The 12,318-nt window shown below is 59.5% G+C and carries 11 protein-coding genes; 9 read left to right on the top strand and 2 right to left on the bottom strand.

Features of this window, described 5'->3' with window-relative positions; all coding sequences use genetic code 11:
- Window positions 1-76 precede the first annotated feature (76 nt).
- The 5 genes from BST95_RS04565 (at window position 77) to BST95_RS20855 (ending at window position 4,532) form a co-directional block, all read left to right on the top strand.
- Window positions 77-1,210, top strand: a complete 1,134-nt coding sequence (locus BST95_RS04565) for a citrate/2-methylcitrate synthase (protein WP_084198334.1) — start codon at window positions 77-79, stop codon at window positions 1,208-1,210.
- A gap of 52 nt (window positions 1,211-1,262) precedes the next feature.
- Entirely contained in the window at window positions 1,263-2,210 is a 948-nt protein-coding gene (locus BST95_RS04560) for an HlyD family secretion protein (RefSeq protein WP_066048979.1), read from the top strand.
- Window positions 2,203-3,135, top strand: coding sequence for an ABC transporter ATP-binding protein (locus BST95_RS04555; RefSeq protein WP_084198332.1), 933 nt, complete (start codon window positions 2,203-2,205; stop codon window positions 3,133-3,135). Before BST95_RS04560 ends, BST95_RS04555 begins: the two co-directional genes overlap by 8 nt.
- Complete coding sequence (locus BST95_RS04550) at window positions 3,132-4,238, top strand: ABC transporter permease (RefSeq protein ID WP_084198331.1); 1,107 nt, start codon at window positions 3,132-3,134, stop codon at window positions 4,236-4,238. Before BST95_RS04555 ends, BST95_RS04550 begins: the two co-directional genes overlap by 4 nt.
- Before the next feature lie 159 nt (window positions 4,239-4,397).
- Window positions 4,398-4,532, top strand: a complete 135-nt coding sequence (locus tag BST95_RS20855) for a hypothetical protein (RefSeq protein ID WP_268244999.1) — start codon at window positions 4,398-4,400, stop codon at window positions 4,530-4,532.
- Between the two features lie 28 nt (window positions 4,533-4,560).
- Here BST95_RS20855 and BST95_RS04545 read toward each other — a convergent pair whose 3' ends face one another.
- Window positions 4,561-6,225 carry an aminotransferase class V-fold PLP-dependent enzyme gene (locus tag BST95_RS04545; protein ID WP_084198330.1) on the bottom strand — a complete coding sequence of 555 codons (1,665 nt, stop codon included), beginning with the start codon at window positions 6,223-6,225 and terminating at the stop codon, window positions 4,561-4,563.
- Window positions 6,226-6,387: 162 nt separating this feature from the next.
- On the opposite strand from BST95_RS04545, the gene BST95_RS04540 reads away from it, so the two are divergent.
- The gene (locus BST95_RS04540; RefSeq protein ID WP_084198329.1) at window positions 6,388-6,840 is read left to right on the top strand and encodes an Lrp/AsnC family transcriptional regulator; all 453 of its coding nucleotides are present in this window, start codon (window positions 6,388-6,390) and stop codon (window positions 6,838-6,840) included.
- A gap of 3 nt (window positions 6,841-6,843) precedes the next feature.
- Here the strand turns inward: BST95_RS04540 and BST95_RS04535 are convergent, their stop codons facing one another.
- On the bottom strand, window positions 6,844-8,733 hold the full coding sequence (locus BST95_RS04535; RefSeq protein ID WP_146004222.1) for a hypothetical protein: 1,890 nt from the start codon (window positions 8,731-8,733) through the stop codon (window positions 6,844-6,846).
- Window positions 8,734-8,829: 96 nt separating this feature from the next.
- Between BST95_RS04535 and BST95_RS04530 the strand changes: the two genes are divergently transcribed.
- From BST95_RS04530 to BST95_RS04520, 3 genes are all read left to right on the top strand, one after another.
- Entirely contained in the window at window positions 8,830-9,390 is a 561-nt protein-coding gene (locus tag BST95_RS04530; RefSeq protein ID WP_084198327.1) for an outer membrane beta-barrel protein, read from the top strand.
- A gap of 98 nt (window positions 9,391-9,488) precedes the next feature.
- Entirely contained in the window at window positions 9,489-10,547 is a 1,059-nt protein-coding gene (locus BST95_RS04525; RefSeq protein WP_084198326.1) for an MBL fold metallo-hydrolase, read from the top strand.
- A gap of 120 nt (window positions 10,548-10,667) precedes the next feature.
- Window positions 10,668-12,317 (top strand): peptide ABC transporter substrate-binding protein, encoded by a 1,650-nt coding sequence (locus BST95_RS04520; protein WP_084198325.1) that lies wholly within the window; start codon window positions 10,668-10,670, stop codon window positions 12,315-12,317.
- The last annotated feature ends 1 nt before the right edge of the window (window position 12,318 follow it).

Below are 12,318 nucleotides of genomic sequence, written 5' to 3'. Positions count from 1 at the left end.
TCTATAAGTAAGATTAACCCACCTAATCAAAACCTGTGAGTATACTGCCAAAAAATACCAAAACCGGGAGCCGCACATGTCTAACACCGAATCTGTCTATTCCTCCGATCTCGCCGGGGTCGTGGTAGGTGAAACCGCCATTTCCGATGTTCAGGGCGAGGCGGGCGTGCTCAGCTACCGGGGTATCGATATCAATGACCTGGTCGACGCCTCTTTCCTGCACGTGGCCTGGCTGGTGGTCTTTGGTGAATGGCCGACCGGACGCGAGCAAAGTGCCATCAAGAGTTTCATGTGCCGCCACGCCACCCTGACCGACCGCGAGCAAGACCTGCTCAAGCAGGTTAATCGCGAACTCCACCCCATGCTGATGCTGCAGGGCATGGTGCCGCTGCTGGAACTGCCAACGGAAGCCACCCTGGGCCGCGGGCTCGACGCCGAGCAGGGCCTGTGTATTGCCGCCAAGATTTCCAGCCTGATTGCGGCTCACTATCGCCTGGGCCAGAACAAATCCATCCTGGAGCCCACCCCCGGCAAACTGCGTCACGAGAACTTCCTCACCATGTTCCACGGCCGGGCACCGAGCCGCGAGCAGGTGCGTATGCTGGACGCGGCGCAGATTCTGCAAATGGAGCACAGCTTCAATGCGGGCACGTTTGCCGGCCGGGTCTGTGCCAGCACCCTGGCACCGATTCAATCATCGATTTCCGCCTCCATCGGCACCCTGTTCGGCCAACTGCACGGTGGCGCCGACCAGGCGGCACTGGAAATGGCCATGGCCATTGGCAGCCCCGACAAGGCCGACGCCTACGTGAAGGACTGCCTGGCAAACAAGGTCAAGATCATGGGCATGGGGCATCGCGAGTACCGCACCGTCGACCCCCGCGCAAAAATTCTGAAACCCATGGCCGTAGAGCTGTGCCAGGACGAAGAGAGCAAAAACCTGCTGGCGACACTGGTCGCGGTCGAGGAAGCCTGTCAGCGAGAATTCGGTGCCAAGGGAAAGGAAATCTGGGCCAACGTCGAATTCTACAAAGGCGCGGTATTCCACAGCCTCGGCATTCCTACCCATTACTTCACTGCCATGTTCGCCCAGGCGCGTGTATACGGCTATATCGCGCACTTCCTGGAGTTCCGCCCGCAGAACAAGCTGATCCGGCCCAGGGCCCTCTACAACGGCACCCCACCCCAGAGCGACAAAAGCGCCGCCTGACGACCGCCGCGGGATGACCTACACTTTCCCCGAAGCCTGTCGGGGGAATCTCTTGCGCCAATTCATCTACGCTGCCTTTACCGTTCTGCTCCTGTCCGCCTGTGAGGGAGCAGATCGAAACGAAGCTCTGGGAACACTGGAGCGCGACCGTATCCTGCTCAAGGCCACGGACGACGAAATCATTACCGCCCAACCCGTCGCCGAGGGTTCTGCTGTCACCGCAGGCACACTGCTGGTGCAATTGGATGACCGCCGCCAGACAGCCAAGGTCGCCAGGGCCACCGCCGAGGTGGGGCGAGCAGCCGCGCAACTCGAGGAACTGCGCAACGGTGCCCGGGTTGAAGACATCGCAGCAGCCAGCGCACAGGTGGCCGCCGCCAAAGCCGCCCTCATAGAGGCCAGCGCCAACTACGAGCGCGCCGTATCACTGGTCGAGCAAAAGCTGGCCGCCCAGGCCCAACTCGATCGGGCCCTGGCTGGCCGCGATGAAGCCGAGGCCAATCTGGAAGCCGCCGAAGAGAACTTGCTGCGGCTGACCAACGGCACACGCCAGGAGCAATTGGACGCCGGTGCCGCGGCCCTGGCCGCCGCCCAAGCGCAACTGGCCCTGGAGCGACACCTGCTCGAGGAACTGAGCGTTCGGGCGACCCGCGACGCCTACCTGGACAGCCTGCCCTACAATGTGGGCGAACGTGTATCGCGCGGCGCCACCCTGGTGGCCATGCTGGCAGACAACACACCCTATGCCCGGGTGTACGTGCCCGAACCCTGGCGGGCACGGCTAAAAGTAGGCGACCGCCGTGCAATCCATATCGATGGCATAGACACCGCCTATACCGGCACGCTGCGGTGGATCGCCACCGATCCCGCGTTCACCCCCTACTACGCGCTCAACGCTAGCGACCGGGCGCGGCTGGTTTACATGGCCGAGTTCGATCTCGACGAGGGCAATGAACTGCCCATTGGCGTACCGGTACAGGTATTGCTCGAGAATGACTGACACCGCCATCCGCACTCGCGGCCTGACCCGTCATTTCGGCGAATTGGTGGCCGTGAACAATATCGACCTCAATGTGCCGCAAGGCGCCATTTATGGTTTTCTGGGGCCCAATGGCAGCGGCAAAACCACCGCCATACGCATGCTTTGCGGGCTGCTGACACCTACCAGCGGCGAAGTGGAGGTACTGGGAATGAAAGTCCCGGAACAATCTGACGCACTGCGCCAGCGGATTGGCTATATGACCCAGAATTTTTCTCTCTACGACGACCTGAGCGTGACGGAAAATATGGCCTTTATGGCGCGCATCTTCGGCATGTCGCGCAGCGATGGCAACGAGCGCATCAAGCAACTACTCGACCGCTACAACCTGAACTCCATGCGCGACCGTCGAGCCAGCGCCATGAGTGGCGGGCAGCGGCAGCGCCTGGCCCTGGCAGTGGCGACGCTGCACTCGCCCGACCTGCTATTCCTAGATGAACCGACGTCTGCGGTAGATCCGGAAAATCGGCGCGATTTCTGGGAAAAACTGTTTGACCTGGCAGACGAGGGAAAAACCGTGCTCGTCTCCACGCATTACATGGACGAAGCGGAGCGCTGTCACCAACTGGCGGTGCTGGAAACCGGGGAACTGCGCACCGCCGGCACGCCGAACGAACTGCTCGCTGCACTTGAGCAACGGGTTGTGGAGGTCTCCGGGCCAGGCCTGCGCCAGCTGAAAGACCAGCTATTGCAACTGCCCGAGGTCATCTCCGCAGCCCAACAAGGCATGCAACTCAGAGTGTTACTGCAACCCGACCTGACGGGATCACCCACCGAGCGGCTGGCATCAGCCATCGCTCGGGACGACATCAGCATCGCCGTCGCGCGGCCCAGTCTTGAGGATGTGTTTGTAGCGTCCACCACCCAACAGGAACAGGCCGCATGAGCTGGTCGCGACGCATCGGCGCCGTGGCGGGCAAGGAGTTTCGGCAACTGTCGCGGGACCGGATCACCTTCGGCATGGTGGTGATGATCCCCCTGATCCAGCTGCTGCTGTTCGGCTACGCCATCAACACAGTGGTGCGCGATATTCCCATTGCCGTCGTCGACCTCAGCCACTCCGCCGTCGCCCGCGCCATTGCTGAACAGGTGCGGGTCACCCAGGTGGTGGACGTGGTCACCAGTTACGATACGCCGGCAGAGGCCGAGGCCGCCATTGTCGCAGGCACCATTCGCGCTGCCCTGGTCTTGCCGGTTGATCTCACCCAGCGCCTGGCCGCCGGGCAGACCGCCGGGCAATGGATGGTTGACGGCTCTGACACCGTGGTGGGCTCGGCCATGCTGGCGCTGCGCAACATGCCTCTACAGCTCCAGGCGGGGACTCCCCCAGGTGCCTATACAGCTGGGAAACCGAGCTTTGAGGTTGCCTTGTTCTTTAACCCGGAAAGGCGCTCCGAAGTGAATGTTGTGCCCGGACTGACCGCCATCATCCTGACCATGACCATGATTCTGTTCACCTCCGCAGCCCTGGTACGGGAAACCGAGCGGGGGAATATGGAACTGCTGATTACCACACCGGTACGACCGCTGGAGCTCATGATTGGCAAACTGGTGCCCTATGTATTTGTCGGACTTATCCAGATCGCCATCATCCTCGGGCTGGGCCAGGTAGTTTTCAACGTGGTGTTCCAGGGCGAGTTGCTGGACCTGGCCATTATTACCGTGGCATTTATTGCCGCCTGCCTGACCCTGGGCCTATTGATTTCAACCATTGCCACCACCCAGATGCAGGCTATGCAGATGACGGTGTTCATTCTGCTCCCTTCCATTCTCCTGAGCGGCTTTATGTTTCCCTATGAAGCTATGCCCGAGGTGGCTCAATGGATTGCCGAAGTATTACCGGCAACCCACTTCATGCGTCTGATTCGCGGTGTATACCTGCGAGGCGCAGAGTTCCACCAACTGTTGCCGGACATACTATGGCTGTTAGGTTTCACCGTGGTTGTTCTGGCTATCGCCACCAAACGCTTTAACAAAACGCTGGACTGATTGATATTGCTGCATTACCGCCGTTGTTCAACGCGGACGCCCGGCGCGCCGGCCTCACTGCGGGCGCAGTTATCGCCGGAGAAACTCCTGCAGCGAACACCTGTCCCTAGCCAACAAGCGTTATCGCAATGGTGACTAGCCTACCTGGACGTGCTCGAAGTGCAGCGGCGCCTATTCGGCACACAGCTGGCGGTGAGCGGTGCCCGCGGGTCACAGCTGTTTGCGCTTGTTGATCTCTACAACGCACTCGGTGGCGGCTGGGACCCGACCACCGTGCCAGCCCCTGAAGAGTAAGCCGATACGTCGGTGAATCCAGCGGCCATCATGCGGCCACTGAATCGAAGGCGATATCCTGGGGAAGGACAAACCAGCGCAACCGCTCGGCGGCCTCGCTGAGCTCCAGTGCATAGCGTACGCCGCTGCGCTCCGCGCGCTGCAGCTCAGCCTCACCCAACGCCAGGCAGTCTGCCAGGGAGGGTGCATCCGCAGCACTGGAGCCGTCAGCCGCATTGATATCCGCGAAAGACCAGTCTTCAAGGCTCGCAGCCAATGACATTGGCATGCCCTGATAACGCCACACGCCGGCGGTGGCATCAAACTGATAGTACGGGAGCAGGCGCCAGCCGTGCTCTGCCACCAACTCGATGGCCCGCACCAGATATTCAAATTCTTCTTCGCCGATGAAGTAGTTGAAGTTCAGCCGCACCCAACCCGGGCGCAACACCATGGCACCGTTCTGAATTTCATGCTCGATGGCCCGGCTGTAATCCATATCCATGCCCAGCAGGCTATGTCCGTAGGGGCCTGCACAGGAGCAGCCGCCGCGGACCTGGATACCGAACAGGTCGTTCAACAACGAGACCACAAATCCGTAGTGCAGATCCTGCTCGCCATACTTGAAGCGCAGCGACATGATGGAGAGCCGGGGTGCAGACGGACTTCCCAACACTTCGATTTCCGGTCGGGCCGCGAAGCGCTCAAGCGCGCGCTGTACGAAATCGTGCTCGCGACGCTCGATCTCGTCCACCCCCACTTCCTGCTGCAACTTGAACACCAGGCCGGCGCGAATGGATTCGATGATGGCCGGGGTACCGCCTTCTTCACGACGCTCGTGATCCTCAATAAACAGATGGTCTTCCGGTGTCACATACATAACGGTGCCGCCACCAACGACGGCGGGCACAGAGTTTGTCAGCACAGACTTCTTGACCACCAAGACACCGGGGGTGCCAGGTCCACCCACAAACTTGTGAGGTGAAATAAACACGGCATCGATCGGGGTAGCGGCCTGCATATCAATGCCCACATAGGGCGCTGCGGCGGCATAGTCCCAGAATGACAGTGCATCGTGTTGCTTCAGCAGCGCGGTTACCGCCGCCACATCGCTCTTGATGCCGGTCACGTTCGAGCCTGCAGAGAAGCTGCCAATTTTCAGGGATCGGCTGGCATAGGCACACAGTTCCTCTTCCAGAACAGCCAGATTCAACTGACCGCACTCGGTGAGTGGAATGGAGACCACATCGGCAATCGACTCACGCCAGGGCAGTTCATTGGAGTGATGCTCATAGGGGCCAATAAATACCACCGGGCGATCCTCCGCCGGAATCTGCTGCTCCAGCGCATAGCGCTCATTAAGGTCAGCGGGCAGGCGCATATTGAGCATGTCGATGATCTTGTTGATGGCAGCCGTCGCCCCCGGGCCACAGAAAATGACCTGGTCTTCCTCACGTCCATTTACCGCACGGCGGATCTGCTGGCGGGCCTGCTCACGCAATGCAGTGGTCTGGGCACCGGTGAATGACGTTTCGGTGTGGGTATTGGCATACCAGGGCAGGGCCTGGTGGCGAATATAGTCCTCGACAAAGTCGAGGCCACGGCCGGACGCGGTGTAGTCCGCATATACCAGCGGCCGCACACCAAAGGGGGTCTCGACAGGTGCCCGGGCGCCGATGACGCCTGCGCGGATTTTCTGGATTAATGTCTTCATGCTACCTCCCCGAAATTCATGCCCTAAGCTTAGTCGAAGAAGGGGGAAACATTGTGCCTATTTGCAGCGCGATACAGCAACAACTAAGAACGTTTGTTTCTAAAATATCACTTCAATGATATATTTGTTTCACATTGATCAATTATTCAACACAAAAACTCCATGGACAGAACCGATCTGGGCATTCTCGCCGCCATGCAGGAAGACGCCACGCTGTCCGTTGGCGACCTGGCAGAGATTGTCAGCATCTCCAAGTCAGCCTGCTGGCGACGCATTCAGAAACTCGAAGAGCAGGGTGTCATCCGCGGTCGGGTGACCCTGCTCAATCCCGGGGCACTGGACTTGTCACTCACCGTTTTTATCGCGATCAAAACCAACCAGCACAACGAAAACTGGGCGCAGCAATTCAATGCCGTGACCGAGAGTATTCCGGGGGTGATGGAGGTCTATCGCATGGGCGGCGATGTGGATTATCTGGTCAAGGCGGTTGTCAAAGGCATGCCCGGCTACGATGCCCTGTACCAGGAACTGATCAAGGCCGACCTCTACGACGTCAGCGCCAGCTTCGTCATGGAGGAACTCAAGCAGACCACCGCCCTGCCGCTGCGCAGCTAACGCTTATTGCGCGAGCGTGTATTCGTCGAATCGCTCCCGCGCTTTGCGCAACTTCACCTTGGTTTCATCCCCAAGCATTTCCATGGTGGCCTGAAGCTTCTTGTAACGGGCATAGATCATGCCCTCACGGCCATCCGCTGAAAACATGGCCTTGGCTGCCACCTCCGCCTTGTCGCTGATGAGCACCGAATGAGGGATACGCAGGCGATTCTCCGCCAGTGCCAGTATTGCCTCGCCCTCGATGTCCTCCATCTCGAGCATATTTCCCACCCAGCGAGGCGCATCCAGGTGGTTGCTGAACATGGCGACCAGCGGCCGGGTATCGCTCACCGTCAAAATACTGTCAGCGTCAAACACCAGGGGGTTCTGGGCAACGACATTAGCCCGGGTCAGGCGGAACTTTGCCCACCAGTAATCCTCGTGAAAGGCTTCGCGCGCACCGGCGACACTGACATTTTCCAGAAGCACATCCGATGTGCTCAGATCAAACTGCATATTCGCGGGGTCGCCACCGGTGATGACCAGGTCAACACCGAGGTCACCGCGCAAGTCCTGCCCATCCAGGTCCATTGCCACGGCTTTGGAGCGCAACTCCAGACGCCCCTTAACCGTTTCCAGCTGTGATTCCACCGCGCCATTGAGGCTGGCCGTGCCACCGGTAAGCGTCAGCGGCAGATTGGGTGGCAGGTAGTCGTTAACAATGGCCATGTTCAACAAGGTCGCGTCGTCGATACTGAAACTCAGGTTACGGCGCTCGCCGCTATCACGGGCCTTCTCCTCCGCCACGATGGCCTCGAAGCTGAGCTCCCTGCCAGGAGCCACCAGGTTGGGATCGGAAAAGTCCAGTTGCAGGCTATCACCGGCGAGGAAGGGTTCGGTGTCGCCGTCGCGGGTGACCGTCAGGTCGCTGTAGTCGATTTCCAGACCCAGGGAGCGGCCCTGGTCGGCGGGCGTGTAAATGTGTACCTGCCCCTCCCCGACCACATTCATTTTCTGCACGTGGACACTCAACGTATTGGCGCTGGCCCACAGGTCAGTCCCATTGCGCATCAAGTTTTCAGCCAGATGCACCCGGCCCTTCACCTGCCCGGCGCCACCAATTTTCAGGTCCTGGAGGCCACCCGTGAACAGGTTGATGAAGGCCAGACTCTGCACGTCCAGGTCGAGGTCTGCATCGAGCCGCAAGAACGGCAACATCGCCAGGCCCTTGTTCTCACGGGGTACAAACGGGTCAAAGCCAAGTGTGCCGCGCACAGTGCCACCATGAAACACCTCGGCATCGCCATTGAGATAGCCTGGCGCCAGATCCAGGTCGAGATCATGCAACGCCAACTGCATGGGGCCGCCTGGGGATTCAATCTGGAAGTCGCCCGCAGCGCCGCCGCGACCACCGCCGGTCAGATTGAAAATCCAGAACGTGTGCTCACCCTCAAGGCGGGCATTGCTGACAAACACCTTCCATGGGCGCTTCTTTTTACGTGGCGCGGTCTCTACTCCCTGCACATCGCGGCCCTCGATCTCGGGGAAATAGGCGAGCCGTTCGCTGTAATCCTTATCCGGCTTCAGCCTCGGCCGCTGGCGATAGTCGACATCAAAGGCATCTACATTGCGCACATACACGCGTTTGGCGATCAACGGTAGTATCGACACACTGGCTGATCCGCCACCAATCTCCACCTGCCACTGCTGGCTGCGGCTCTGGCCATTGGCGGAAACGCCGCGCACATGGGCGCGAAAGGGGTAAAAGGTCCAGGCACGCTCCCAGCGAATATGGAATTTCTCTGGCCGGACCATATTGATCACATCCTGGGTCAGCGGCAGCCAGAGCAGGCTATTCACCACCAGCAGGTAGGCCAATTCCAGGCCCACCAGCCATTTTAAAACCCGAAACAATGGGTATTTTTGCCACCACAAATTCATTTTGGCGTCGTTTTTGTCCCGTACCATACCCAACAAACTAGCACACCACTGGTCCAGGGAGGACTCAACATGCGCAATTCATTCATCACCGCACTATTTCTGACTGTGCTGGGCAGTACGCTCAGCGCCAACCTCGCTCACGCTGATGGCACCGGCTTCTTTATCGCCGGTGGCGCCAACTGGGGCCAGTTGGATGCCGATATTGAGGACGTCATCGACTTTGACGGCCCCATTGAAGCCATCTTCGATGACAACGCAGTGGGCTATAACATCGGCGCGGGCTACCGCTTCAACAAGTGGCTGGCGGTCGACGCGGCCTATTGGGACTTGGGCGAATTCGATTCCGACCGCCTGGAAAACGGCCAGCGCATCGGCTTTGACAGCTCCATCTGGACCGTGGGTGGGATTGTCTCTGTACCGCTGTGGATTATCGACGTCTATGGCCGCGCCGGCGCCGCCATGTGGGATGTCGACTCTCGCTATATCGAAGAAGACGGTACCGACATGTACTACGGTGCCGGTGGTGCTATCAATATTCTCGGCAGCCTGGATGTGTACCTCGAGTACGTGCGTTTTGATGCCGACGAAGCGATCGACACGGCTAACCTGGGACTGCGCTGGACGTTCTAAGCCCTTCGGCGCGTCCCGGGGCGCGCCAGCTTCACCCCCTCCGAGCAGTGGCCAATCGCTGTGCTAGACTCGCGGCCTAGCCCAGCCTGGATAACCCCATGATTTTTCGTCAGCTGTTCGACGCCGCCTCCTCCACGTATACCTACCTGCTCGCCTGTGCTGATACACGCGAGGCCATGATCATCGACACCGTCTTCGAACAATACGACCGGGATGCTGCGCTGGTGCGCGAACTCGACCTGGAAGTGCGCTACGTGCTGGACACACATGTGCATGCCGACCATGTCACAGGCGCCTGGCTGTGGCGTGAACAAACCGGGGCCCAGTCTGGCATTGCCGATGCCGCCAATGTCGATGAGATCGATATTCGCATAGCCAACGGTGACGTGTTCGCTTTCGGCAATGAGTCCATTACGGCCCGGGCCACGCCCGGGCACACCAGTGGTTGCCTGACCTATGTAACGCGCGACCTCAGCATGGCATTCACCGGCGACACTTTATTGATTCGCGGCGCCGGTCGCACAGATTTCCAGGGCGGCAGCGCCCACCGTATGTGGCAGAGCATTCGCGAGCAGATTTTCACCCTGCCCGATCACTGCCTGCTCTACCCCGGTCACGACTACGATGGCCGCACCGTCTCTACGGTGGCAGAGGAAAAGGCCTACAATCCGCGCATAGGCGGCGAAGCGAAAGAAGAAGACTTCGTCGGCTATATGAACAACCTCGCGCTGCCCCATCCGCGGCTCATCGATATTGCCGTGCCCGCCAATCTCAAAGGTGGCAAACCGGACCAACCCCTGGTGAACGAAAGCTGGGGACCAATCATCCAGACCTTTGCCGGTGTCCCGGAAATTCGACCGGACTGGGTCGCCCGCCATCGCGACGAGCTACACCTGCTGGATGTGCGCAGCGAGGGCGAGTACAGCGGCGAGCTGGGCCACATTTGCGGCGCCCAGCTCATCCCCCTGGACGAGCTGCGCGACCGCCTGTCGGAGGTACCACAGGAGAAGCCGGTGATAGCGATTTGCCAGTCGGGCCGGCGCTCCGCCATGGCCACCCAGATCCTCCGCCAGGGAGGGATCGATCACTGCGCCAACCTGGCCGGCGGCATGATTCAGTGGCAGCGCCTTAGCCTGCCGAGAACGGCGCTAGACTAAACCCCTGATTGCCCCATAAAGTTACGTCTCCCGGTGAGGGATTGGACACCCCATTCGTCTCACCACAACGGCACAAAATGCCACTATAATACGCCCGTCAAAAACGGACCTGATCACAAAATGACCAATCTCATCCGCGGGCTGATAGCTACCCTGCTGTCGGCCACTCTGCTTACTGCCTGTACCGGCGGTGAATCCAATGTTTCGAAAGGTAATCGCGAGGGCATCCTCCACTACGGCAACGGCTCCGAACCCCAGGGTCTGGACCCACAGGTAGTGACCGGCGTCCCCGAGAACCATATTGTCAGCTCACTGTTCGAGGGGCTGACCACCAAGAACCCCTGGACCCTGGAACCTGAGCCCGGTGTGGCCATGTCCTGGGACATCTCGGAGGACGGCAAGGTCTATACCTTCCACCTCAACCCCGAGGCGAAGTGGTCCAACGGTGAGGTCATCACGGCCAGCGATTTTGTCTGGTCCTGGAACCGCGCCCTGCACCCGAAAATGGGTAACCAGTATTCCTACATGCTGTTCCCCGTGGAAGGCGCCGAGGCCTACGCCAAGCGCGAGACCGAGGACTTCAACGATGTGGGTGTAAAGGCCATCGACGACCACACCCTGGAAGTCACCCTCATCGCCTCCACGCCCTACTTCCTGCAGCTCCTCGACCACTACTCCACCTACCCCGTTCACCCCGAAACCATTCTCAAGCACGGCGAAATGTACGACCGCTACACCAAGTGGACCCGCCCCGAGAACATGGTGGGCAACGGCGCGTTTGTACTCGATGAGTGGCTGCTCAACCGCCGCGTCAGCGTGAAGAAGAGTGAGACCTACTGGGACCGCGATACGGTCAAATTGAACGGCGTCATCTTCTACCCCACGGAGAACATCGTCTCCGAGGAGCGCATGTTCCGCGTAGACCAGCTGCACTACACCCAGGAAGTGCCCTTGGACAAGTTGCCGGTATACAAAGCCAAGGAAAACTCGCCGCTGCGCCTGTCACCCTACCTGGGCAGCTACTTCTACCTGTTCAACACCGAACAGGCCCCGGTGGACGATGTGCGGGTACGCAAGGCCCTGGCCATGTCCATCGACCGCGACAAGCTGATCCGCACAGTGCTGCACGGTATTTATACGTCGTCCTACAGCATTACCCCTCCGGGCACTATGGGTTACAACCCACCCAAGCTGTTTGACTACGACCCGGAACAGGCCCGCCAGTTGCTGGCCGAAGCAGGCTATCCAAACGGTGAGGGCTGGCCGGGTGTGGAAGTGATTTACAACACCAGCGAAAACCACCGCAAGATTGCCGTGGCGCTGCAGCAGATGTGGAAAGACGAGCTCAATATCAACATCACCATCTCCAACCAGGAGTGGAAGGTGTACCTGGATTCCATCGACACCATGAACTACGCCATCGCCCGCCGCGGCTGGATTGGCGACTACGTCGATGCCAATAACTTCCTCGATATGTATCTTACCGGCGGCGGCAACAACAACACCGGCTTTGCCGAGCCGGCCTACGACGAAATGATCGCGCGCCTCGCACCCCGGGCCAAAACCCAGGAAGAGCGCTACAAGATTTTCTACGAGGCTGAAACCATGCTGATGGAGCAGATGCCGATCCTGCCCATCTACACCTACTCCAGCAAGCACCTGCTGCACCCCAGCGTCCGCGATATGCCTGCCAACCTGATGGATCACCTGAACCTCAAGTACGTGTGGCTGGATGAAAACTGGAACGCGGCAAACGAGGAGACCGAATAAT

The sequence above is a fragment of the Halioglobus japonicus genome, from assembly GCF_001983995.1.
GTDB classification, from domain to species: Bacteria; Pseudomonadota; Gammaproteobacteria; order Pseudomonadales; family Halieaceae; genus Halioglobus; species Halioglobus japonicus.
This window is presented reverse-complemented; position numbering and strand designations above follow the sequence as displayed.